Origin of the sequence: Winogradskya consettensis, assembly GCF_018332715.1 — a bacterium.
GTDB classification, from domain to species: domain Bacteria; phylum Actinomycetota; class Actinomycetes; order Mycobacteriales; family Micromonosporaceae; genus Actinoplanes; species Actinoplanes consettensis.
Window position 1 is genome coordinate 16,343 of the sequence record NZ_BOQP01000008.1, and the last position, 22,936, is coordinate 39,278.

The window sequence follows — 22,936 nt, forward strand, 5'->3', positions numbered from 1 at the left end:
GGTTCCCCCTTCGATCGGGCCCTTCCCGATCCATGTTGCGGAGGGAGTACGGGCGGATCTGATACATAATGTCCCTGAGAGATCGGGCCGGGAGGGCGGATGACGCGGGACACCACCGCTCGCACGCTCTGCACCGAGGCGCTGGCCATCGCCGACGCCCAGCCGCGCCGGGCCTGGGGTCTGGCCGGGCAGGCCCTGGAGCTGGCCCGCGCGGCGCACGACCCGGAGTCCGCCGCGATCGCCGAGCGGGCGCGCGGGCTCGCCGCCCTGCACCTGGCCGACCTGGACACGGCGCTGCGGTGCGAGCGCGCGGCCGTGCGCCTGGCCCGCCGGGCCCGCAACCCCACGCTCGCCGCCGAGGCCCGGATGACCCTCGCGTACGTGCTGAGCTGCCACGGACAGCCGGGCCGTGCCATCGGCGTCATCGACCGGGCCCGCGCCGGACTGGACGGCCTGCAGCGGTTGCGCGCGAACGCGCAGCGCGGCGCGATCCTGCAGCAACTCGGGCGGCTCGGGGAGGCCCTCGACGCCTACCGGGACGTGCTGCCCCGGCTGCGCGCCGCCGGCGACTGGGTGTGGACGTGGCGGGTGCTCAACAACCGCGGCGTGCTCCAGGTCTTCCGCTACCACTTCGCCGAGGCACTCACCGATCTGCGCGAGGCCGAGCAGCTCAGCGAGCGGGAGGGGCTCGGCCTGCTCGCCGCGCAGGTGCAGGAGAACCTCGGCTTCGCCCACAGCCGGCAGGGGGCGATCCCCGGGGCGCTGCGCCATTTCCAGGAGGCCGAGCGGCGCTACCGGGTGCTCGGCGTGGGAGTCAGTTCGCTGCTGCTCGACCGGGCCGAGACGCTGCTCTCCGTCCGGCTCGCCCGCGAGGCCCGGGCCACCGCCGAGCAGGCCGTCGAGGAGCTGATCCGTACGCGCGGCGGTTTCAAGCTGCCCGAGGGTCAGCTGCTCGTGGCGACCGCGGCCCTGCTCGCCGGTGACTGCGGCACCGCGCTGCCGGCCGCTCGCCAGGCCGCTGCCGCGTTCACCCGTCAGCACCGCGGCGGCTGGAGCGCCCTCGCGAGGCTGGTCGGGCTGCGCTGCCGGCTCGGGCAGAACCTGCCGGTCGCGGTGCCGGAGGTGGTACGCATCGCCGCGGCACTGGACGCGGCCGGGTGGCGGCTGCCCGCCCTCGACGCCCGGATCATCGCGGCCCGCCTCGCCCTGACCCGCGGCCGTCCCGCGCAGGCCCGGGCGCTGCTCGCCGACGGCATCATCCCCCGGACCGGCCCGGCCGAGCTGCGGATCCGGGCCTGCCAGGCCGTCGCGCTACGGCACCTGATCGACGGGCGCCGCCGTGCGGCCAGCGCCACGATCACGGCCGGCCTGCGCATCGCCGGGCAGTACCGCGCCACGCTCGGCGCCCCCGACCTGCTGGCACACGTCTCCGGTCAGCGCACGGAGCTGGCCGAGATGGGCCTGCGGATGGCGGTCGAGGCCCGGTCGGCGCGCCGGGTGCTCGCCTGGGCCGAACGTGGCCGGGCCAGCCACCTGCTGCTCACCCGCGCGAGCCCGCCCGCCGACCCGGTCCTGGCCGCCGGGCTGACCGAGGTCCGCGCCGTGGTCGCCGAGCTGGCGGACGCCCGCCGCGCGGGCCGCCCCGTCGCCGCCCTGGAACGCCGCCAGACGACCCTGGAGAACCGGGTCCGCGACCACCTGCACTCCCGGCGCGGCGACTACGCGGACGAGGCGGCACCCGTCACGGTGGACCAGCTCACGGCAGCCCTCGGCGACGCCGTCCTGCTCGAATACGTCGAGAGCGACAACCACCTCTACGTCCTGCTGGTCGCCGACGGCCGGGTACGGCTGCACCCGCTCGGCCCGGTCGCCGCGATGACCGGCCTGCTGGAACACCTGCCGTTCGCCATGCGCCGGGCCGCAGCCGGGACGGGCCGCAGCGCGGAGGCAGCCGGCACGCTGCTCAGCTCGCTCGGCACAAAACTCGACAACCTTCTGACCCGCACGGTACGCCCGGACCTCGCCGGCCGCCCCCTCGTCGTCGTCCCGACCGGCCCGCTGCAGTCCCTGCCCTGGGCCCTGCTCCCCTCCTGCGCCGACCGCCCGGTCACGGTCTCCCCCTCAGCCACCCTCTGGCACCAGGCCGCCCGATCCCAGGCCGCCCAGGCCGCCCGGTCTCAGGCCGCCCGATCGCAGGCCGCCCGCGGCGCGGCCGTCGCATCGCGCGGTGCTGCCGGTGCCGCGTTGACCGGTTCGTCTCAGGCGGGTGGCCTGCGGAGCGCGCGGTGGCTGGCGGTGGCCGGGCCGGATCTGCCCGGGGCCGGGGCGGAGATCGAGGCCCTGCGCCGGCTGAACCCCGGGGCCGGGGTGCTGACGGGCGCGGCCGCGACGGTGGGTGCGGTGCTGGCGGCGCTGCCCGGTGCGGGGCTGGCGCATCTGGCTGCGCACGGCACGTTCCGGCGGGACAACCCGCTGTTCTCGTCGCTGCGGCTCGCCGACGGGCCGCTGACCGTTCACGATCTGCAGACGCTCGCCGGCGTACCCGAGGTGGTGATCCTCGCGGCCTGCGACAGCGGGCTGTCGCTGGTCTGCCCGGGCGACGAACTGCTGGGCTTCTCCGCCGCGCTGCTGGCCATGGGCTCCCGGGCCCTGATCGCCGCGATGCTGCCGGTCCCCGACGGGCCGTCGGCGGTCCTGATGACGACCCTGCACCGGGAGCTCGCCGCCGGGGCACCTCCGGCGGTGGCCCTCGCCACCGCCCGTCGCGACCTGCTCACCGGCGGCGGCCCCGCCGAGCGCGTGGCCGCCGCCGGCTTCGTCTGCATCGGCGCCGGCCTCACCTGACCAGGCCGTAACCCCACGATCAAGCCGCAAGCCCGTGCAGCGCCACCGCACCCGGCACCACCCCACCCGGCCCGCCAGCAACGGCCACCAAGGCCCCCGGCCGATCCGCCCCCGGCCCATCCGCCCCCGGCCCATCCGCACCCGGCCCGGCAGCAGCGGGCACCATCGCACCCAACTGGGCAGCAACAGGCGCAACAGCGCCAGCAACAGGCGCAACAGCGGCGGCAAGAGGCGCAACAGCGGCGGTAACGGGCACCCGCGGCCGGGCGCCGACGGCGAAGCGGCTCTCGGGTGTCAGCAGGAGTTCCAGGCGATCGAGGTCGCCGCACGCACGCGCCGCGGCGACCCGTTCGAGGTGCTCCTGGAAGTGCGCGACCATCCGGATCTGCCCGGCGGCGAGCGTGTGGTGCCCACCCGCGACCAGCCGGTCGGCCCAGCTCAGCAGCGGATGCGCAGTATCGCAGGGTAGTGCCGTCACGTGCGAGACCTCGTCGAGCAGCCGCTGCAACGCGCCCAGGTCGCGCCTTTCCGGGGCGCTGAGCACGGCGAACAGGTCCATCCGGTGGACGTCGTCCCAGGCGGTGAGCGTGCCCTCGAACCACATTCGGTCCAGGCGGCTCAGCGCGAGGGCGGCCCGGCCGAGGATCGAGGTTTCCGCCAGGTCGCGTTCGGCGAGGATGCCCGCGATGTTCTCCTCCAGGAACGGGCCGTGGAAGCCGGTGTCGGGGTCCATGTAGCGCAGGATCTGGGCGCCGCCCACCCCGACGCCGTCGACGCCGGTGCAGACGGCGCCGGCGAGGTTGTGCAGGCGGAAGCCCGCGGAGAAGTACGTCAGCAGCCCCCGTTCGTGCGCCCGGTGCACGAGCGTGACGGCTTCGGCGTACGACAGCTGCTCCAGTACGCACCTGCTCGGGTACGTGTTCGCCGTGCCGTCCCAGGTGACCTTGTCGAAGCCGCCCGCGCGGGTCAGGGCGATGCCGAGCAGCCCGATCTCGAGCCGGTCGACGATCATCCGGCCGTCGAGCAGGCCCCCGGCGCGGTCGTCGAAGAACGGCGTGTTCACGTTGAACGCGGCGGACAGCACCTGTGTGAAGCGGTCCCGGGTGACGCCGGCGCGGACGGCTCGCATGAACCGGACGGCCTGCCGTGCGGTCATCCCCTCGATGGCGATCTTGCATTCGGCGATGCCCTGCGCGAACAGCGCCGAGCAGGCCGCGGCGACGGTCCGGCTGGTCTTCAGCATCGACGGCTCGACGGGACCCTCGAAGACGGGCCGCCCCACGTACGACGAGACCGGCGCGTCGTCGCCGACCAGCAGCCGCACCTGCGCGACCGTCCGCGGGTCCGGGATCCGGTACGGCTCGACGTGCGTACGGTCCTGATGCCCGCCGCGTTCGAGGTGTTCGATGTGGACGATGACGCCGTCGAGGTTGGCCAGCGCGCGCACCGTACCGTCGAGATGACCTTCGCCCGGGTCGGTGACCGACATGTACGTCTGATGGTCCCGGAATCCCGAGGTGCCCCACGTGCACGCCGATCCGGGGCCCCGGGCCAGCGTCTCGAAGGCGAACCGCTCGGCGACGAGGTGTTCAGCGGTGGGCCGGTGCCCGTCGCGGCGGGCCGCGGCGGTGAGGTCCCGGAGCGCATCGAGCAGGGAAGCGCCGCCGAGCCGCAGCTCCAGGGCGCCGTCCACCGCTGTGATGAGCGAGCCGGCCCCGCCCGGCCCGAGTCGCAGCGTGTCGGCGAGCGCGGTCAGCACCGCCGAGTACGAAGCCCAGACCTCGGCGACCGTGGCGGACGGATCCAGCACGACGCCGAGCCCCCGCACCACCTCGGCGAGGGCGCCGCCCCGGCCGGGGAATTCGTCGGCCAGCAGCCGGCCCTGCTCGACCAGCTCCGCGTAGCTCTCGTCCAGGCTCAGCGCCTCGGCGAGCACCGCCCCCTGCAGCTGCCGGTACGCGGCGTCGACCGGGACCGTCGCCTTGACCCACCGCGCGCCGGCCTGGCGCAGCAGGTCCCTTGCGTGGGCCACGGCCACGGCCCGCACGGTCCCGTCAGGAATGCGGAAAACATGCATCAGTCTTTCCCCCGTTGTGCGGCCGGCGAAGGTGCCGGCTGGTTGCTCGTTACGCAGATCGGAGCAGCCCACCGGCACCTTGATACGACGGGATTCGCCACACCGTCAGTGCTCGTGCCCGCCGGGCATGCCGGGGACACCGGCGGGCATCACGACGAACGGCCGCATCATCCCGGCGTCCTCGTGTTCGAGCAGGTGGCAGTGGTAGACGTAGCGCCCGCTGTGCCCGGTGAAGCGGGCGGCGACCACGGCCATCTCGTTCGGGTTGACGCGTACGGTGTCCTTCCAGCCCTGCTCCTGCAGCGGGGTCTCGATCGTCCGCAGATATCGGACAGCCGGGTTCGCCTCGCCGGTGGCCGGGTCGAAGCCGCTCGCGTCGTACACCTCGCGCCGCAGGATCTGGAACTGCACGAGGTGCAGGTGGATGGGGTGCATCTGGCCGCTGAGGTTGAGGACCCGCCAGATCTCCCACGAGTCCTGCACGACGTGGATCGTCGCGGCATCCGCCCAGGTCCCGGCCGCCACCCGGTAACCGGTGCTCGCGCCGCTGACGTCGCTCACCTGCACGATGCCGGGCCCGGCGGGCGACTCCTGCATCTCGCGCAGGGGCTTCGTGGACTTGACCAGCATGATCATGCGATGGCCGTGCTCGTGGGGGAGGTCGTCGCGGGTGAGGCGGCGGAAGGTCGGTGACAGCGCACCTGGTACGCGTACCCGTGGGATCGGACCTTGGGCCCGCTCGACCCGCAGCTGCATGACCTGGGGGAACGCCAGTCGGTGCGCGGCATCGGGTTGTCCCGGCGGAACCTCGGCCGGCTTGCCCAGATAGGGCGCCGCCGCCGTGTTCACCAGGGTCAACGTCCGGCCCGCCTGCGCCTGCAGGTCGATCAGGACGTCGGCGCGTTCCGCGGGTGCCAGGACCAGGCCTTCCACGGGTACGGGCACCGGGGCCCCGAGCAGCCCGCCGTCCGTCCCGATCACGTGCAGCACATCGGGCACCGGGTCGCCGCACTCGTCGAGCAGCACCAGCCGGTACGTGCGGGCGTTCGACGCGTTGACCAGCCGCAACCGGTGCAGCGCGGGCCGCATCCGCGCGTAGGGCCAGATCCGCCCGTTGACGCACGTGTACGGCCCGAAGAACTCGTTCGCCCCGGTCTCCGTCTTGTGCAGCAGCCGCCCGGTGAACAGCCCGTCCTCGTCGAGGTCGAGGTTCACGTCCCGGATCGTCAGCGCCAGCTCGCGCCGCCCGGCCGGCAGGTGCAGCCCGGCCTCCTCCTCGTCGCGGATCAGGTACTGCCCGGCGAGCCCGGCGTACACCTGATAGGCCGTGAGGTTCATGGCGTGGTCGTGGTACCAGAGCCCGCTCGCGCGCTGCCGGTTCGGATACGTGTAGATCGACCGCTCTCCCGGCGAGACGCCGTTCTCGGGCCACCCGTCGCTGTCGCCCCCGACCGCCGCCCCGTGCACGTGCACCGCGGTCCAGGCAGGGACATCGGACAGATCTCTGGGTACGCCACCCGAGCGGCCCGGCTCGTTCTGGCTCCCGGGCGGCGCGGCGACCGACGCGAACGGCAGCGGCCCGGTCAGCTCGTTGATCCAGTGCACTCGCAGGGTCTGATCGCGCGACACCTCGATGGTCGGGCCGGGCAGATGGCCCTCGTACGCCCACACCGGGGTCAGCGGTAACGCCCGGTGCAGGCTCACCTCGGCGGTGCGGGCGCGGATCTTCAGGACGCCGGCGCGCCGCCCGGTCCGCGGTGGCCGTAGCACCGGTGCGACCGGCAGCTCGTCGACGAACGGGGTCAGCGTGGCGCCGGTGCGGACGGGTGCGGGTGTGCTCATGGTCATGGTCATGGAACACATTGTGGCGACCTTGGATGCAACAAACCTGCAAATCCAATTCATTGACTGACGTATATCTCTGGTGGGACATTCGGCTAGCGGCATTCAGTCACATTCCCGACAAGGAGAAATTGCTATGGCGCCATCTTTACGGGCCCGCACACTGCGCCGGGCGGCCGGCGCCGGAGGGCTGATAGCCCTGGTGACAGCGGGTCTGGTGATATCGGTGGCGACCGCGCAGGCAGCCACGGTCTTCACCGCCGACTTCGAATCGGGCAGCACCAGCGCGTGGTCGAAATCGGGTGGCACATGGTCGATCGTCGCCGATGGATCACAGACTCTGCGGCAGGCCGTCGCCACCAGTGAGAATGCCCGGGAATTCGCCGGCGACACCGCGTGGACCGACTACACGGTCTCCGCGCGGGTCAAGCCGCTCTCCCTCGCGTCGAACGGATTCGCCGGCCTGCTGGCACGGGCCGGCAGCGCGACCACGTTCTACCGGCTGGCGCTGCTGCCCGGCAACCAGGCGCAGCTGCAGGCCGTCAACAGCGGCGCGGTCACCGTCCTCGGCACCGCGTCCCGCACCGTCGCCACGGGCACTTGGTACACGCTGAGTCTCACCGTCTCCGGCTCCACGATCACCGGCAGCGTCGACGGCGCCGCGGTCGGATCCGCCACGAACTCGTCCGTCTCCGCGGGGCGGATCGGGCTGCAGACGGCATACGCGACAGCCGGTTTCGACGATGTCACGGTGAACACCACCGGCGGCTCGACGCCGTCGTCACCGCCCACGACCTCGTCGCCCACGCCTTCGTCCTCGGCCTCTCCGCCGCCGACGACCGGGGACACGATCTACGCGTCGCCCACCGGCAGTGCGAGCGCGGCCGGCACGATCTCGGCGCCCACGACCCTGGTCGCGGCGCTCACCCGGGTCGCGGCGGGCGGGACGATCTACCTGCGCGGCGGCACCTACAGCTCCACGGCGACCGTCACGATCGCGGCCGGGAACAACGGCACGTCGAGCGCTCGCAAGACGCTCTCGGCGTACCCAGGGGAAACTCCGATCTTGAACTTCTCCGCCCAGACGGAGGATCCGGCCAACCGTGGCCTGGCGCTCAACGGCAACTACTGGCGCCTCTACGGGCTGGTCGTCGAACGCGCCGGGGACAACGGGATCTTCGTCGGGGGCAGCAACAACATCATCGAGCGGACCATCACCCGCTACAACCGCGACTCCGGCCTGCAGCTGTCCCGGATCGCCTCGGACACCCCGAACAGCCAGTGGCCCGCGAACAACCTGGTCCTGAGCGCGGAATCGCACGACAACGCCGACTCGGACGGCGAGGACGCGGACGGTTTCGCCGCGAAGCTCACCATCGGCACCGGCAACGTCTTCCGCTACGACGTGTCGCACAACAACATCGACGACGGGTGGGACCTCTACACCAAGACCGACACCGGCGCGATCGGCCCGGTGACGATCGAGGACTCGCTCTCCTACACCAACGGCACGCTCAGCAACGGCACGGTCAACGCGAACGGCGACCGCAACGGCTACAAGCTCGGCGGCGACGACATCGCGGTCAACCACATCGTCCGGCGCAACGTGGCGTACAACAACGGCCACCACGGGTTCACCTACAACAGCAACCCCGGCACGATGACGATCTCGAACAACGTCGGCGTCAACAACGCCGAGCGCAACTTCTCGTTCGACGCCGGCACCTCGGTCTTCCGCAACAACACGTCGTGCCGCACCATCAGCGGCTCCAACGACAAGACCGTCGGCAACGCGGACAGCTCCAACCAGTTCTGGACCGGCACGAACGGCTCCCGATGCGCGAATCTCACCGGCGCGCTCGGCTGGTCGTTCGCCGCAGACGGCAAGCTGGTCGTCACCTTCGGCGGAAAGGTAGTCACCCCATGATCGCTCCTCTGCTGCTCGTCGCCTCGCTGTTCGTCGCGCCCACGTCCCTGGCCGCCACGATCACCGTCGCGGCGGACGGCTCCGGCAACTACACCACCATCCAGGCGGCGATCAGCGCCGCGACCACAGGCACGATCATCACGGTCAAGCCCGGCACCTACCAGGGCCAGGTGCAGATCCCGGCGAGCAAGTCGGGCATCACCATCCAGGGCTCGACCGGCACGTCCGGCGACATCGTCATCACCGGCAACAAACCCCAGTCCACCGCGGGTACGGCCGGCAGCGCCACGGTCTACAACCTCGCCGCGAACACCACCATCAAGGGCCTGACGATGCAGAACACGTACGGCGAGGGCAGCCAGGCCCTCGCGCTGTACGCCGCCGGCGACCGTCAGACGTATCGCAACGTGCAGATGAAGGGCTACCAGGACACGTTCCTGTCGTGGGGCGGCACGGGCAGTTCCCAGATCCGCCAGTACGTCTACAAGTCCTACATCGAGGGCGCCGTCGACTTCATCTACGGCAACGGCGCGGTCGTCATCGACTCCACGACCATCAAGTCCCTCGACCGCGGCAGCTCCAACAACGGCTACATCACCGCCGCGGCGACCAACGCCTCCAACGCGTACGGCATCCTCATCACCCGCTCGACCCTGCAGGGCCCGTCCGCCGCGCAGACCGTAGCCCTGGGCCGCTGCTGGCACGCGGGCGGCGCCGCAGACGCCATCGGTCAGGTGCTGGTCCGCGAGTCCACCCTCGGCGGCCATATCCGCCAGGCCGGCGCGTGGCAGGACATGAGCGGCTTCTCCTGGAAGACCTGCAGATTCAATGAGTACGCGAACACGGGCTCGGGTGCTTCCACCGGCACCAGCGACCGTCCGCAGATGAGCGCCTCCACCGCGGCTAACTACACCTCCCAGAAGTACCTGGCCGGCTCCGATGGCTGGAACCCCGTCGTTTCGTAAAGAGGCTTTGTGAAAACCTCCGTCCGTACGATCATCGTCCTGCTCGTCGCCGCGCTGACCGCCCTGATCGGGGCGCCGGCCCAGGCCGCTGTCTGGTCGTCCACCGACCGCTGGGGTACCTGGACCAGCAACGGCTACACGCTCTACAACAACGTCTGGGGCTCCGGCTACGGCCCGCAGACCATCTGGGCCAACTCGACATCCAACTGGGGCGTCTGGGCGAACCACCCGAACACCGGCGGCATCAAGAGCTACCCCAACGCCACGAAGTACGTCGGCAAGAAGGTCAGCGCCCTCGGCACTACCACGAGCAGCTTCAACGTCACGGTGCCGACCAGCGGGGTCGCGTTCACCACGGCGTACGACATCTGGAGCTCCGACAACGCCCACGAGATCATGCTCTGGATGAACAAGTACGGCGCGGTCGGCCCGCTCGGCACCCTGCAGACCACCACCTCGGTCGGCGGCCACACATGGGCCATCTACCGCGGCTCCAACGGGAGCAACCAGGTGTACTCGTTCGTCCGCACCAGCAACACGAGCTCCGGCACGGTCGACATCCGGGCGATCGCCCAGTGGATCCGCACCCAGGGCTGGTTCGGCGACGTCACCATCGGCAACGTCCAGCTCGGCTACGAGATCACGTCGTCGGCGGGCGGGAAGGACTTCATCACGAACTCCTTCTCAGTGACTGCTTCATAAGTACGGCCGGCACGGCTTCGTTCAACATCTTCTTCCTGACCGTACGCAGCAGCTTGGACATGAAGAACCCACCGGCACCCGTGAACCCTGTGTGCTCCCAGGTGAACCGGGTGCCGGTCGGCGTCTCCTCCAACCGGTACGCCACAAAGGACGGCGCCTCGCCCTCGTCCCCGACCCAGGTGTACCGCAACAACCGTGGCTCCTCGACCTCCAGAACCTCACAGTCGACGATCCCGCGCCACCCCATCACCGGCTTCGCGACCAGCCGGAATTTCGTCCCCGCCGCAGCCGCGAACCCCTCGGGCCGCCCGCCCTGCCCGGTCACGGTCCACTGGGCGACCAGCTCGGGCTCGGTCAGCACCCGCCACACCTCCTCGATCGGGTACGCGTACTCGCACACGATCCGGAACTCACTCATGAGATCTCCTTTTACGGTCGCTAGAAATTTACAGTAGCAGTAATTTTTCTGGGACCGTACTAAGCTCATCCCATGACCGAGGGCCTCCGCGAACGCAAGAAGCGCGAGATGCGCCGCCACCTGTCCGACACCGCCGCGCGCATGTTCCTCGAGCGAGGCTTCGAGGCCCTCCGCGTGGCCGACGTCGCGGAAGCCTGCGGCGTCTCGGAGAAAACGGTCTTCAACTACTTCCCGACCAAGGAATCCCTGGTCCTGGACCGCCTGGAAACCACGATGACGGCCCTGCGCACCGGCCTGGCCGACCCCACGGTCCCCCCGGTCCAGGCAGCCCTGCGCATCCTCGCCGACGAACTCACGGCGATGACCTCAGCCCTGACCGACCCCGAAGCCATCGCCGGCCACCGCCGCTTCGGCACCCTGATCGGCTCCACCCCGTCCCTGCGCGCCTACCAGAGCGACACCATGGACCGCTTCGTCACGGTGGCCGCCGAACTCCTCGCCGCCCGCACCGGCCTCGCCCCCACCGACCCGGAACCCACCATCGCCGCCACCGCCCTCCTGGGCCTCTGGCGGGTCCAATACCAATCCCTCCACCGCCACCTGACCACCACCTCGAACCCCGTGACGCTTCACGAGCAGGTGACGGCCGACGTCCACCGCGCCGCCCACCTGATCGAAACCGGCCTCACCCACTGGCCGGCGTCGTGACCTCGGGATACATCCTGGAGTCGCCGGGCGCCCTGTCAGCCCGGGCCGTCCGCTTCCTCCGCACCGCTTCCCACCGCGTGCCGATCGACCACGGCCTCACCGGAGAACGCCTGCGCCGCGAGATCGACCGGGTCCACGGCCGGCCCGACGATGACATCGTGGCGCTTCTGGACCGGCTACAGAAGCGCTACAGCGGCCTGTCCTACGGCAGCGGCTTCTTCCAGTCAAAGGTCACGTTCAGCCCCGTCTGCGAGCCCGAGCACCCCGACGAAGAGCTGGAGATCCTCTACGCCGTGGAGACCGGCAGCATCGCCGGCGCCTCCGTGAAGCCCACCGGCGAGGTCGAGATCGGCATCGACGCGCTATCCACCATCGAGTTCCGTGACCTCGACACCCTGATCGAATGCGACGCCCTGTACGCCGAAGCCTCCGGCTCCGAACGCCGCAGCTACTTCAGCCCCGGTCCGATGGAGGAGGTGCTCAACCACCTGATGTCCGACCCCGCACTCGGCCTCCACCCGGCCCCCGAAGCGTCCGGCCATCACACCCACTGGCTCACGGGCGCCGACACCCTGGTCGCACTCGAAGGCGCATGGGCCACAATCGACAGCAGGGCGCCGATGATTCGTTCCTGGCCCCGCCACCAACAGGCAGCATCCCGCCTCGACGCCGTCCTGCGAGGCTTTCGCGCGGAGCGATCGGGGGATCGCTGATGGACATCGACAGCCCAAAGGCTGGCTGACGACGAGAAAGATGCCGGCTCGGATGGTCTTGGATGATCGGGAACTCTCGTCGGAACAGGCAGGCCTGGGCTTTTGACGTATCTAGCCGTTTTTGAGGATCCTGGCCACGGGGTTCGGCGCTCGGACCTGATTGCGGCCCTGGAGCGGGACTGGCCGGGCGCCGTGCTCCTTGGGCGCCAGGGGTGGTGAATAGATGGGAATGAGCAAGAAACGTGACGTGGAGTTCTTCCTCCTCCCCGACGATGAGGTGGAGTTGACCGACGCTATAAGGGGGAGTTTTCCGGCGTCGCCTTCATTGATGAGGCGCAATGGTCGGACGTAGAAATGCCGACGGTACGTGAAAGTATTCTCGACTGCGGGCGAATCTCCGGGATCTGGTACCAGGGCGCCTATCCTAAGATTCGAGGGCGGCGCAGGGACAACGGCGCGATCGATGGTCCGGAGCGGGAGATCGTGCAATGGCTGAGAAGTCAGGTCCGCAGTCCGGGTGTTCTGCACAGTGGCCGCTGGGCATACTCACAGGACGAATTTACCGATCCGGCGATGGTCAAGTTCGTGGATCGGATCTGGCGTATCTTGTCCAAGGTCACCACGAACCGGATGAGGCGGGCTTCAGCGAATGATCCCCACTCGCCCGAGCATGGGTTCAGGGTCGGCTCCAGTGCGTTCGAGCAAAGTGCGGCCGGGGATCTCGAGCTGGCTGCCAACGCGTTGCGGCTGGCCCCGGAGGTGGGGTACGTCTGGCCGCAAAGGCGGATCCCTTAAGGGGTCAGGAATGACGGTTTGGCACGAAGGTGTGTCCGGTATGGAGTCGTTTTCTATCCTTTGCTTGATTCCGTCGGGCAAGCCCTGGTCCACGCATATTCCGGGTCTGGCGCTGCGTTCCGGACAAGGTGGTTGTCAAACTATGCTGAACGAAACGGTGACCTGTGGTTTTCCGGGCCGGTTGACCTCGCGCGAGACCCTGCGCTGAGGGGATTTGTGGAGTATCTCGATCTTTCGCCGTACGAATACATGCCGCACCCGCTTCCGCTGGTCAACATCGGGTGGCTGGGGTGGGAGAACGGGCTGCAGAACACCGGCTCGGCACTGCTGACGGATGAGGACATCGAGCGGGTTCGGGCTGCCTCGCCTCGGGTGGGGAGCATGCATCTCGGGTTTCATGACTGCGAGTTCTGTACGGGCTATGCGCCGTTCGACGGCAACGGGGAGTACCGGTATTACGCGGCCGGCGGGGTGGTCTACGCCGCGCCGGGGATGATCCTGCATTACATGGAGGCGCACGGGTATCGGCCGCCGCAGGTGTTTCTGGATGACCTGGCGAGGGGTGGCGTGCTGACCTGGGACGGCCGGGCGGATCGGCTCGTCGGGGTGGTCCGGGACGTGACCGCAGAGTGGGAGTTGCGGGTCGAGGCCGTGGTTGATCTGGCGAACTGGAAGGATTCCCGGGCTCTGGACGCGATCATGGTCGCGGCTCGGGAGGAGGAGTTCGCCGACTGCGCGGGGGCCGAGATCGGGGGGGTCACTGGCGGCGTACGTGGACAGTGGCCTCGTGATTGACGACCTGCACCCCATGGTCCGGTACGGCATCGAGGACGCCCGCATCGTCTGGCCCGGCGTGCTCGGGGACAGGCAGATCCGGCGGTGGCTCACGGAGACCTGGGATCGGGCGCGGAAGGTGATCATCGCCGATGGCGGGGAGGACGGGCCGCCGGTTGCTGAGCGGGAAGTGCTTGCCACGGTTGAGGATGAGTCCGCGTTGCGGCAGTTGCGGGAATGGACCACGTCCGAGAATTTCCGGGGTGATGTCTGCCGGTGTCCCGGGGATCTGACGGTGGCGCTCTACGACGCTGAGGACGTGCTGCTCGGGTCGGGGACCTTGCATGCGGGGAGGGTTTCCTGGGAGCGGGATCGGTTCCGCAATGATCTGCTCGTCGATGACGTCGGATTGCGGCTGGTGCTGGCCGGGCTCGGTGTCGGCGGGAGTTCGAGTGCCGTATTGGGCAGGCTGCTGACCGAGTTGGACCTGGTCGACGACGAGGCGTCGTTCAGGCAGGCCGGGGACGTTGCCGCGCTCGAGGCGAGCCGCGTGCCGCCCGTGTTGTTCGACCATCTGCGAGACCACTCGGGGCTGGAAGCGGCCGGGTTCGGGGCGGACAAGATCGAGGTGATGGTCGGGGACCTCGTGAGGTCGGCGGGGGAGAGCGGTGCGGTGCGGCAGGTGTTGGCGTGGCTCGGGTCCGTGGTGTGGCCGACCGAGGCGGTCGGTGGGGATGGGCAGGTTGCCAAGCGGATGCTGGAGCGGCTTGGCGGCGTGGAGGGGGAGCTGGCCGGGCTCACCGAGCGCGCCGAGGTCATGGGGGCCGTGGTCTGGGCGGTCTTCCGAGGCGGGGACGACACCGACGTCATGAACGCGGTGGGGCCGGCCGTCAGCCGGGTGCTCAGATCAGGGACAGGCCGCTGATCGCGGCTTTCTGGGACGTCTTCGAGGCGAAGGCAGCGACGGATGAGCCCTGCGCGGATACCTGCACCGAGATCCAGCCCGCCTCGAACAACAGCGTGGTGGTTGATGAAGCCAGCGCCGGGTCCTGCTGGTCGACGCAGCTGGTCGCGTAGCCCGCGCCGTCCGGTGGGGACGGGAGTTCGGTGGTGCAGTCGCCCGTGCGGCGTTTCACCTGGTCGAGCATGGACGCCGGGGTGTCGCGGTCCGAGCGGCGCAGCAGGTAGGTGACCATGATGAGCGCGGGCGGCGTGGACGACGTCGCGGATGCCTTACCGGAGCATTTGTGGCCGCCCGGTTCGGCCTTGTCGCCCGTTTCGGCGGGGCCTTCGGTCAGTGTCCAGGGGGCGCCCGTCGCGGTGGCCATCAGGGCGATGACGTCCGTGCAGGTCCGCTCGACCGGCTGCAGCCAAGGCGCAGAGGAGGGCGGCGGCGAGGGCACAGGCGAAAGAGAGGGCGCCGGCGCCGCGGAAGGGGAGCTGGTGCAGCCACCGGCAAGAGCGGCTATGGCGAAAAAGGGCGCTGCTGTGCGTACGGTGAGAGGTGTCATGCGGTCATCCTGATGTCATCGACCTTGACGTTGACGTTCTCGACGTGCAGGCCGTAGTTCTCCACAGCCTCGATGACCGCGGTCCGGACGGCGACCGTGACGTCCGAGACGACCTCACCCGCCGCGATGACCAGGACCACCGTGATCGCGACCTTGGTGCCCTCGACGCGGGCCGAGACGCCGCGGGTGGCGTCGCCGACCTCGTCGAGGCCGATCTTGTCGAGGACGGAGTTCATGAAGCGGGCGACGTCACCGCCGAGCTCGGCGACGCCCGGGACCGCGCGGGCCGCCGCGCCGGCGATCTTCTCGACCACCTCGCGGCCGACCGAGGTGCTGCCGCGGTAGGCGGGGACCTCGACAACGCCGGCGCCGCCCTGGTCGGGGATCGGGGCCTGGATGACGGCCGGGAGGAACATCTCCAGCGTGCGGTCGCCGGGGGCGGTGGCCTCGTCGCTCAATTGTCTACCCTCGATAGTTCCACTGGCGGAAAGTCGTGCGCGGCGAGACTACTAGCCAAAGGCGTGCAACCGTTCGGCGGTCCGGGGTCGTGCTTACCGGGACCGAACGGATAGGGGTGGGGATGAGCGATCGCGATGGGGCGTTCGCCGAGTACTTCGCGGCCCGGTCAGGGGCCATGCGGGGAACGGCGTTTCTGCTCTGCGGTGACTGGCACCGGGCGGAGGACCTGGTGCAGACCGCGTTCACCAAGCTCTACAGGCACTGGAACCGGGTCTCACACCACGAGGCCCTGGATCCGTACGTGCGGCAGGTGCTGATCCGCACCTACATCGACGACGGGCGCCGGGGGTGGTGGCGGCGGGAACGGCCGTCCGACACGCCCGCGGACCGGCCGGCGCCACCGGCGTCCTCCGACGACCGGCTGGTGCTGTTGCAGGCGCTGGCCGAGGTGCCACCCCGGCAGCGGGCAGTGCTGGTCCTGCGCTACTGGGAGGACATGACGGTCGACGAGACCGCGGCCGCTCTGGGGTGCTCGGCCGGCACCGTCAAGAGCCAGGCGTCGCGGGGCCTGGACACCTTGCGGGCGCTGATGTCCCCACCCGTCACTGTGGTACGAGGAGCAACCCGATGAACGAGAACGACTTCCGCGCGGCCCTGCGCGACACCATGACCCTCAGCCCCCCGCCCCCGATGGACTCGGCCACGGCGGTCGGTGCGGGACGCCGGTCCGTACGCCGCCGCAACTCGGTGGTCGGCGTCGGCGCGGCCGCCGTCCTCGTCGCCGCGACCGCCCTCGCGGTGAACCCCGGGATCTGGTTGAGCAGCGAAAACGTCCCGGCGGCCCCGGTGGCGGCGGTGCCCTCGGTGCTGGCGAGCCCGGCCGCGGCCGGGGACAAGACCGAGCCCGCGTGGCCGACCGACGGCGACGGCCGGCCGCAGACCGACGCCACCAGCCGTTCCGGTCCGCGCTACGAGAAGGGCAAGGCGCTGCTGGCCGGGCTCCTCGCCGTCGTCCCCGACGGCTGGACCGCCCCGACCGGCAACGTCGGCGAGGATGACGATGCCATTCCGCTGCAGTACCACCAGGCCGCCGTCGACGACATCAAGAAGGACATCTGGACCTACAGCGCCAACGCGGCGGTGGCCAAGGACGGCAGGACCGGGCAGCTGGCCGTGGAGGTGCACACGGCGAACAGCGGCCTGCCGCAGGACCCGTGCAAGCTCGCCAAGTCCCTGTGGGGCCTGGGCGGCAACTGCACGGTGGTCACGGTCGGCGGGCTGAAGGTCGGCACGGCGACCCCGGGGCGCGGCGACGGAGGCCCGGAGCAGTGGGCGGCCTACCGGCACCCGGACGGCGTCGCGGTCTTCGTGATGCAGCAGCGCACGGCCACCAACGGATCGGGCAACCCGCCGGCGCTCAAGGACCTGCCGCTGCCGGTGGCCGGGCTCGCGGCCCTCGCCGTCGACGAGCGTTTCCACGTCACCGATAACTGAGATCGGTCACCGATAAATGAGATCATATTTACCTGATCAAATATCTTCCATTGTGCGCGTCCGTACCGCTCTGTAACACTGCCGATCGGGGACAGTCGTAAAGACAATGTGATCTCAGGGTACGGAATGGGGTCGTGATTTGGCGGAGACGCTCTCCTGGCTGGGCCTGCTCACCCCGCCCGGGGAGCGCCCGGACGGCACCGCGGTGACCTGGGCCTCGGGATGACGTCCGGCGATGACCCGTTGTCCCTCGACGACATCTTCGAGGGACACAGCTCGGACGAGGCGCCGGTGGTCTGGGGCAACGTCCCGACCCGCAACCCCGTCTTCACCGGCCGCCGCGCGCTGCTTGAACAGCTCGAACGCCGGCTGCGGACCCAGCACGTCGCAGCGGTGCTCCCGCAGGCCCTGCACGGCGAGGGCGGGGTCGGAAAATCCCAGATCGCCATCGAGTACGCCCACCGCCACCGCTCCGACTACGACGTCATCTGGTGGATCCCCTCGGAACGCCCCGCGCAGATCCTCGCCTCGCTGATCGAGCTCGGCGACCGCCTCGGCCTCGACGTCGGCAACGAGGTCGTCACCGCCATCCCGAAGGTGCGCGCGGCGTTGCGGGCCGGCACCCCGTACAGCAACTGGCTCCTGGTCTTCGACAACGCGGAGACCCCCGACACCGTCCGCGACTATCTGCCCGAGGCCGGCAGCGGCAAGGTCCTGGTCACCTCGCGCAACCAGGAGTGGAGCCAGATCGCGGAGTCGCTCGAGGTGGACGTCTTCACCCGCGCGGAGAGCGTACGCCTGCTGAAGTTGCGCAACAGCAACCTCCCGGAAGCCGAAGCGGACCGGCTCGCCGACGCCCTCGGCGACCTTCCGCTGGCCATCGAGCACGGCTCGGCCTCGCTGCACGCCACGGGCATGTCGGTCGGCGACTACCTGCGCCTGCTCGACGAGAAACGCACCGAACTCAACCCCCGCGACCTGACCGCAGGGTGCGAGATGCCCGTCGCCGCCGCCGCCAACGTGGCCCTGGACCGCCTGGCCACCGAGAACCCGGCCGCCCTGCAACTGCTGCAGGTCTGCTCCTTCTTCGCCCCGGAACCGATCGACCGTGACCTGTTTGCGGGCGTCCGCGACGCGATGGGCGCCGGCGAGCTCGACGAGGTCCTGAAGAACCCCACCCGCCTCAACCAGGCCATCCGCGACATCCAGCGTTACGTCCTCGCCCGCATCGACCACCGCGGCAACAGCCTCCAACTCCACCGCCTGGTCCGCCGCGTCCTGCAGGACAGCATCCCGGACGAACAGCGGTCGTTGATGGAGCACGGCGCGCACCTGCTGCTCGCTGGTGCCGGCGTGAAGCTGGGAGATCCCGCCGACCCCACCCAGTGGCTGCGCTACCAGGGCCTCGCCTCCCACCTGATCGCCTCCGGCGCCTGGGCCTGCGAGGACGACTGGACCCGCAGCGTCGTCGTCACCCTCGTGGAGTTCTACTTCCGCTGGGGCGACTACCCCAGCGGGCAGGAGCTCTCCCGTCGGATCGTCGACGACTGGACTGTCCGGCTGGGCGCCGACCATGCCCAGACCCTGGCAGCGGCGAAGTGGCTCGGCTACTACTGGTGGATAGAGGGCAAGTTCGCCGATGCCGCCAGAATTCACGAGGAAAGCCTGCAGCGCTATCTGAACACGGTCGGCCCCGATGACGAAGGCACAATCCACGCGATGACCATGGTGGCGCTCACCTTGCGGGCCTCGGGCAAGTTCACCGAAGCCCGGGACCTCGATCTACAGGCCTTTCAGACCGCACAGCGCTGCCTCGGCAAAGATGATCCCGTCACCCTGTGCGCAGCGCACAGCCTGGGTATCAGCCTGAGGCTCATCGGTGAGTTCCGCACTGCGCGCCAGTTGGACGCCGATACCTACCGTCGCCGGGTTGTCGTACTCGGCAACGATCATCCCGAGACCCTGCACACCCTCAACAACCTCACGATCGACGAACGCGAGTGCGGTGAGTACATCCGATCCCGGCGAATGGCCGAGCGGAACTACGCGCGATACGTGCATCTGCTGGGCGTCGGTCATCAGGAAACCATCCGCGTCGCCCGCAATCTCGCTGTGGCGCGCCGCCGGGCCGGTGATCACGAGGGTGCCTACAAGCTGGCCGAGGACACCTTGAACAGGTTCCGCGAGGGTTTTGGAGCGACGCAGCCTGACACCCTCGCCGCTGCTGTGAACTTTGCTGTGGACCTTCGCGAGGCTGACGACCTGGCGCGGGCCTCGGACCTGGCGAGCTGGACGGTGGAGGCCTACGGGGAGATACTCGGGGCCGAGCATCCCTGCACGCTCTACGCCCGGACGAATCTCGGGATCGTGCAACGGTTGGTAGGCCGGTTCGAGGAGGCCGAGCGCAACAACCGGGTCGCCTGGGAAACCCTGGAACGGATCCTGGGCCCGAACCACGTGCTCACCCTGACGTGCGGTATCAACCTGGCCAGTGATCTGGCCGCGCTGGGCGACCACCAGGGCGCCCGCGATCTGGATACGTCACTGCTGGCACAGTGCCGTCAGCTGATCGGTGCGGACCATCCCTCGACGCTGGCCTGTTCGCTCAACCTTGCGTTCGATCTGGAAGCACTTGGCAGGGCGGAGGAGGGCGCACGACTCTACGACGAGACGCTGGCCGCGTACGTCCGGGTGCTGGGCGACCATCCGGCCATCGTGGCGGCGCGTGCCCGGCATCGGGCGAACTGCGACGTGGACCCGATGTCGTTCTGAATCCTGTCAGGGGCGATCGGGGAACGCCGGTCCGAGCCAGGTGGCGATATCCGCCGGGTCCACCCTCCGGCCCATCCCGGCGTAGACGGCGCGGACGAGGTCGGGGCGCCGTCTGAGCGCCGTGGCAGCCGGTGTGTCTCCGGCGGCCGCAAGGCTCAGGGCCAGCCCTGCCCAAGCGCGTGCCTCGTCATCGGGCACGTCGGCATTGTCAACCGCCCCGCTGGTCCGGCCGATCGCGCTGACGAAGGCTGCCCGCGCGCCCGGAACGTCGTGGGAAAGGAGGGCTGCCTCTCCTGCGATCAGCGGATCGGGTGATGCGGTGGTGGAGAGGATCCGCCGGCGTGCGGCCGCGGGGATGTGCTGGTCCCAGCGCAGACCGGCGTGCGGCCGGATCGCGGCGGGCACGGGACCGAGCGGCTCCGCCGGTTTCCCTGCCGTCCGAAGGCTGATCAACTCGGCGACATCGTTCTCCCGGGGCCGGAAGTGGCGTAGCCGCCAGCCGATGCGGTGACTGTCCGCGGTGATCGCCGCAAGCCGGGCGACGTCGGGATCGACGGCGTCCGCCGGTTCGTGTGACCACTCGCCGAGCCGGGTGTGCAGACCCTGGAAGAACCGCTGTCCCGATTCGGTGAGGCCGGGTGCGGACAGGACGATCCGCAATGCCTCGGCGGTCTGCTGCCGGGCCAGGGCGTACTCGAATGCGGCCTGCGTACGCTCGGTGCCGCTGGTCGTTCCCCACCGGATCCGCCAGAACTTGGCGATACCGAAGAAGGCGTAGACGCCCTGGATCAGACCGGGCAGAGGCCGCGGATCGTCACGCCAGGGCGCGTAGTACAGCGTGCCGTCGTCCGGTTCCGTGAGCCGGATGAGGTGCAGAAGGGCGCCCAGCCTGATGTGCTGGAACTCGTGGATCAGAGTGACCGCCATCTCGACGGCGTCGCGCGGCTCGGACATCATGACGGCGCCGAACGCCTCGCCGTGGGAGGCACTGCGGGTATCCCAGCCGGGTTCGTGCTGGAGTGGCACGATCGAGACCACGCCCCCGGCCATCGCCTCGGCGTCGGCCCGGTAGTCGCGGCACAGCAGCTCCCAGGCGCTGGTGATGAGACGGCGCCAGCGCTCGAACGCCGCGTCGTCGAGCCGCGCCGGTGGCACCGGATCCGCGAGATCACGCAGCGGGTCCAGGTCGTCGAGCCGTACGGTCAGCGGCAGTTCTTCGCCGGCTCGGATGCTGCGCAGAGACCACCAGGAGGCGCCACCGTCGGGGTCGTCCATGTCGACGTGCTGCCCACCGCTCCGGAGCCGGATGTCACCGTCTGTGGTGTGTGCCTCGGTGACCTGCTCCGGGCCGGCAGCGAAGCGAGCAATGCCATACGAGGGGATCATCGCGTTGCCGTCACGCAGGGGGAGGCGTGTAGACCAGGGCAGACCGGCCCGCGCCGAAGCGGCCAGCGCCAGTGCGTGCACGATGCCGAGATCGAGCCAGAGCGGCCCGTCACCCCGGGCGCCGCCACGAAGCCGCCTGAGCGCGTACGCGCAGCCGCTGCCCACCTCCGGGTCGATCAGGAGCGCACCGACCTCTGCGGGTGCCTGCTCCTGGGCCTCGGTGAGTACCCGGATGACCTCGGTGATCGGGGGGAGCGGGCCGAGCAGGGCGGGGTCCTTCCCGATCTCGGTCATCAGGGTGCTGGCCAGCAGGAGTCGCCGGCTCTCCTCGGTCTTCCAGAAATCCTGGGTTATACGAGGAGAGCCGTCGCCCCGGGAGAGGGCAGCAAACGACGCTGCGGACAAGGAATGGTGGGGAACACCGGGTGGCGTTTGTTCCGGGTCCATCCAGATCTGCCTTCTCCCGATGAGGACGCGGGCGGGTTCTTGATCAGTCGGCGCGACCAGGCGGACCGGAGCCGAGGTTGATGCGCGGACGCTCGACCTGTGCGATGAGGCCGTTCCGGTAGTGCTCCAGAGTTTCCTGGGTCTGCTGCCGGCACAGCTCGTCGATGGTGCGCCCGTGCAGGTCAGCGAGTTCGGTCTCTATCATACTTGAACATATGGTTTCGTCCTTGAAACTCATGTAAGTCCCTTTCGTAGCGAACTGGGCGTTTTGCGCACAGTGTTGCCTACGGCTTGTGCAGCTGCAAGAGGGAGATGTTCGAGAGCGCGACGCAGCTGCGCCATAAGGGCGTATCTCTAATAACGAGGAAGGGTCCCTTTAGGATCCCCGGCACCGGATTTTGTGTTATTTGACGGGCGGTTGCCGGCGGGCGGCGAGTACGGCGCGGCCGCGTTCCGATTCGGGGAAACGGGCGATCATGGCAGCCAGGGAAGCGGCGTCGACGTTGGCGCCGAAGGGGTCGGTGCCGGGCTCGAGGCGTACGCCCTCGGTGAGGTTGCCGGCGATGACCGGGTCGAAGCCGAGCCGGTCCACCAGGGCGGTCACGGCGGCGAGATCCTCCGGGGCGTCACCGGCGACGGCGATGGCCTTGCGCTTGACGTCGCCGGTCGGGCGGGCCTCCTGCTCGAGGTCGTGGTAGCCCATGTGGTTGAAGGCCTTGACCACCCGCGAGCCCGGCAGGAAGGCCTGAACGATCTCGCTCGACGACGTCCGCGGGTCGGTCAGGTCGTCGCGGATCCCGTCGACCTCCCACCAGTAGTTCATGGCGTCGACGACGATCTTGCCGCGCAGCTCGGCCACGGGGATCGTGCGGTACTTGCCCAGTGGCAGCGCCAGCACGACGAGGTCTGCCTGCGCGGCGGCCTCCGCGGCGGTGGCGACCACGGCGCCCGGCACCAGGACCTCGACGATCAGGGAGATCCTGGTGGCCGGTCCGGAACCGGCGATGAGGACGCGGTAGCCGGCGGCGACGGCGAGGCGGGCCAGTGCCGTGCCCACCTTGCCGGCGCCGAGGATGCCGATGGTGCTGATGTCTGTCACGGT

Annotated in this window: 20 protein-coding genes and 1 pseudogene; 13 read left to right on the top strand and 8 right to left on the bottom strand. The window is 69.8% G+C overall.

Annotation, left to right across the window (positions count from 1 at the left end; all coding sequences use genetic code 11):
• Positions 1–99: 99 nt before the first annotated feature.
• Positions 100–2,844 (top strand): CHAT domain-containing protein, encoded by a 2,745-nt coding sequence (locus tag Aco04nite_RS08630; RefSeq protein WP_212996666.1) that lies wholly within the window; start codon positions 100–102, stop codon positions 2,842–2,844.
• A gap of 19 nt (positions 2,845–2,863) precedes the next feature.
• Here Aco04nite_RS08630 and Aco04nite_RS08635 read toward each other — a convergent pair whose 3' ends face one another.
• Both Aco04nite_RS08635 and Aco04nite_RS08640 read right to left on the bottom strand, forming a co-directional pair.
• Positions 2,864–4,921 carry a hypothetical protein gene (locus Aco04nite_RS08635; RefSeq protein ID WP_212996667.1) on the bottom strand — a complete coding sequence of 686 codons (2,058 nt, stop codon included), beginning with the start codon at positions 4,919–4,921 and terminating at the stop codon, positions 2,864–2,866.
• Positions 4,922–5,026: 105 nt separating this feature from the next.
• Entirely contained in the window at positions 5,027–6,775 is a 1,749-nt protein-coding gene (locus Aco04nite_RS08640) for a multicopper oxidase family protein (protein WP_212996668.1), read from the bottom strand.
• 124 nt (positions 6,776–6,899) lie between these two features.
• On the opposite strand from Aco04nite_RS08640, the gene Aco04nite_RS08645 reads away from it, so the two are divergent.
• From Aco04nite_RS08645 to Aco04nite_RS08655, 3 genes are read left to right on the top strand one after another with little or no spacing between them, the layout of a single operon-like run.
• Entirely contained in the window at positions 6,900–8,690 is a 1,791-nt protein-coding gene (locus tag Aco04nite_RS08645; RefSeq protein WP_212996669.1) for a right-handed parallel beta-helix repeat-containing protein, read from the top strand.
• Positions 8,687–9,655: a pectinesterase family protein gene (locus tag Aco04nite_RS08650; RefSeq protein WP_212996670.1), complete on the top strand. Its 969-nt coding sequence runs from the start codon at positions 8,687–8,689 to the stop codon at positions 9,653–9,655. Before Aco04nite_RS08645 ends, Aco04nite_RS08650 begins: the two co-directional genes overlap by 4 nt.
• A 9-nt stretch (positions 9,656–9,664) precedes the next feature.
• On the top strand, positions 9,665–10,357 hold the full coding sequence (locus tag Aco04nite_RS08655) for a glycoside hydrolase family 12 protein (protein WP_212996671.1): 693 nt from the start codon (positions 9,665–9,667) through the stop codon (positions 10,355–10,357).
• Here Aco04nite_RS08655 and Aco04nite_RS08660 read toward each other — a convergent pair.
• A complete protein-coding gene (locus tag Aco04nite_RS08660; protein WP_212996672.1) occupies positions 10,326–10,775 on the bottom strand; it encodes an SRPBCC family protein in 450 nt (149 codons plus the stop codon). The genes Aco04nite_RS08655 and Aco04nite_RS08660 overlap by 32 nt on opposite strands.
• 72 nt (positions 10,776–10,847) lie before the next feature.
• Between Aco04nite_RS08660 and Aco04nite_RS08665 the strand changes: the two genes are divergently transcribed.
• The 6 genes and pseudogenes from Aco04nite_RS08665 (at position 10,848) to Aco04nite_RS08690 (ending at position 14,690) form a co-directional block, all read left to right on the top strand.
• Entirely contained in the window at positions 10,848–11,483 is a 636-nt protein-coding gene (locus Aco04nite_RS08665; protein ID WP_212996673.1) for a TetR family transcriptional regulator, read from the top strand.
• Positions 11,480–12,196, top strand: coding sequence for a hypothetical protein (locus Aco04nite_RS08670; protein ID WP_212996674.1), 717 nt, complete (start codon positions 11,480–11,482; stop codon positions 12,194–12,196). The genes Aco04nite_RS08665 and Aco04nite_RS08670 overlap by 4 nt, the downstream gene beginning before the upstream one ends.
• A 315-nt stretch (positions 12,197–12,511) precedes the next feature.
• Positions 12,512–12,991, top strand: a pseudogene (locus Aco04nite_RS08675) (DUF8467 domain-containing protein); the annotation flags it as partial.
• Positions 12,992–13,001: 10 nt separating this feature from the next.
• Positions 13,002–13,199, top strand: coding sequence for a hypothetical protein (locus tag Aco04nite_RS08680; RefSeq protein ID WP_212996676.1), 198 nt, complete (start codon positions 13,002–13,004; stop codon positions 13,197–13,199).
• Between the two features lie 8 nt (positions 13,200–13,207).
• Entirely contained in the window at positions 13,208–13,786 is a 579-nt protein-coding gene (locus tag Aco04nite_RS08685) for a DUF7919 family protein (RefSeq protein WP_212996677.1), read from the top strand.
• Positions 13,779–14,690, top strand: coding sequence for a hypothetical protein (locus Aco04nite_RS08690; protein WP_212996678.1), 912 nt, complete (start codon positions 13,779–13,781; stop codon positions 14,688–14,690). Before Aco04nite_RS08685 ends, Aco04nite_RS08690 begins: the two co-directional genes overlap by 8 nt.
• On the opposite strand, the gene Aco04nite_RS08695 is transcribed toward Aco04nite_RS08690, so the two are convergent.
• Both Aco04nite_RS08695 and Aco04nite_RS08700 read right to left on the bottom strand, forming a co-directional pair.
• Positions 14,668–15,093: a hypothetical protein gene (locus tag Aco04nite_RS08695; protein ID WP_212996679.1), complete on the bottom strand. Its 426-nt coding sequence runs from the start codon at positions 15,091–15,093 to the stop codon at positions 14,668–14,670. The two genes, Aco04nite_RS08690 and Aco04nite_RS08695, sit on opposite strands and share 23 nt — an antisense overlap.
• A 179-nt stretch (positions 15,094–15,272) precedes the next feature.
• Positions 15,273–15,734 carry an Asp23/Gls24 family envelope stress response protein gene (locus tag Aco04nite_RS08700; protein WP_244875829.1) on the bottom strand — a complete coding sequence of 154 codons (462 nt, stop codon included), beginning with the start codon at positions 15,732–15,734 and terminating at the stop codon, positions 15,273–15,275.
• 122 nt (positions 15,735–15,856) lie between these two features.
• Here Aco04nite_RS08700 and Aco04nite_RS08705 point away from each other — a divergent pair, with 122 nt between their 5' ends.
• The 3 genes from Aco04nite_RS08705 (at position 15,857) to fxsT (ending at position 20,001) form a co-directional block, all read left to right on the top strand.
• Positions 15,857–16,366 carry a SigE family RNA polymerase sigma factor gene (locus Aco04nite_RS08705; RefSeq protein ID WP_212996680.1) on the top strand — a complete coding sequence of 170 codons (510 nt, stop codon included), beginning with the start codon at positions 15,857–15,859 and terminating at the stop codon, positions 16,364–16,366.
• Positions 16,363–17,229 (top strand): hypothetical protein, encoded by an 867-nt coding sequence (locus tag Aco04nite_RS08710; protein WP_212996681.1) that lies wholly within the window; start codon positions 16,363–16,365, stop codon positions 17,227–17,229. Before Aco04nite_RS08705 ends, Aco04nite_RS08710 begins: the two co-directional genes overlap by 4 nt.
• 222 nt (positions 17,230–17,451) lie before the next feature.
• On the top strand, positions 17,452–20,001 hold the full coding sequence (gene fxsT, locus Aco04nite_RS08715; protein WP_212996682.1) for an FxSxx-COOH system tetratricopeptide repeat protein: 2,550 nt from the start codon (positions 17,452–17,454) through the stop codon (positions 19,999–20,001).
• A 6-nt stretch (positions 20,002–20,007) separates the two neighbouring features.
• On the opposite strand, the gene Aco04nite_RS08720 is transcribed toward fxsT, so the two are convergent.
• The 3 genes from Aco04nite_RS08720 to Aco04nite_RS08730 form a co-directional block, all read right to left on the bottom strand.
• Entirely contained in the window at positions 20,008–21,792 is a 1,785-nt protein-coding gene (locus Aco04nite_RS08720; protein ID WP_212996683.1) for an HEXXH motif domain-containing protein, read from the bottom strand.
• 85 nt (positions 21,793–21,877) lie between these two features.
• On the bottom strand, positions 21,878–22,072 hold the full coding sequence (locus Aco04nite_RS08725; RefSeq protein ID WP_212996684.1) for a hypothetical protein: 195 nt from the start codon (positions 22,070–22,072) through the stop codon (positions 21,878–21,880).
• Positions 22,073–22,237: 165 nt separating this feature from the next.
• Entirely contained in the window at positions 22,238–22,933 is a 696-nt protein-coding gene (locus Aco04nite_RS08730) for an NADPH-dependent F420 reductase (protein ID WP_244875830.1), read from the bottom strand.
• Between the last annotated feature and the right edge of the window lie 3 nt (positions 22,934–22,936).

Bases quoted from the DNA above. Each gene is read 5' to 3' on its own strand.
- Aco04nite_RS08630 (WP_212996666.1), top strand. From the start codon at position 100: ATGACGCGGGACACCACCGCTCGCACGCTCTGCACCGAGGCGCTGGCC.
- Aco04nite_RS08635 (WP_212996667.1), bottom strand. From the start codon at position 4,921: ATGCATGTTTTCCGCATTCCTGACGGGACCGTGCGGGCCGTGGCCGTG.
- Aco04nite_RS08640 (WP_212996668.1), bottom strand. From the start codon at position 6,775: ATGACCATGACCATGAGCACACCCGCACCCGTCCGCACCGGCGCCACG.
- Aco04nite_RS08645 (WP_212996669.1), top strand. From the start codon at position 6,900: ATGGCGCCATCTTTACGGGCCCGCACACTGCGCCGGGCGGCCGGCGCC.
- Aco04nite_RS08650 (WP_212996670.1), top strand. From the start codon at position 8,687: ATGATCGCTCCTCTGCTGCTCGTCGCCTCGCTGTTCGTCGCGCCCACG.
- Aco04nite_RS08660 (WP_212996672.1), bottom strand. From the start codon at position 10,775: ATGAGTGAGTTCCGGATCGTGTGCGAGTACGCGTACCCGATCGAGGAG.
- Aco04nite_RS08665 (WP_212996673.1), top strand. From the start codon at position 10,848: ATGACCGAGGGCCTCCGCGAACGCAAGAAGCGCGAGATGCGCCGCCAC.
- Aco04nite_RS08680 (WP_212996676.1), top strand. From the start codon at position 13,002: ATGACGGTTTGGCACGAAGGTGTGTCCGGTATGGAGTCGTTTTCTATC.
- Aco04nite_RS08695 (WP_212996679.1), bottom strand. From the start codon at position 15,093: ATGGCCACCGCGACGGGCGCCCCCTGGACACTGACCGAAGGCCCCGCC.
- Aco04nite_RS08705 (WP_212996680.1), top strand. From the start codon at position 15,857: ATGAGCGATCGCGATGGGGCGTTCGCCGAGTACTTCGCGGCCCGGTCA.
- Aco04nite_RS08710 (WP_212996681.1), top strand. From the start codon at position 16,363: ATGAACGAGAACGACTTCCGCGCGGCCCTGCGCGACACCATGACCCTC.
- fxsT (WP_212996682.1), top strand. From the start codon at position 17,452: ATGACGTCCGGCGATGACCCGTTGTCCCTCGACGACATCTTCGAGGGA.
- Aco04nite_RS08725 (WP_212996684.1), bottom strand. From the start codon at position 22,072: ATGAGTTTCAAGGACGAAACCATATGTTCAAGTATGATAGAGACCGAA.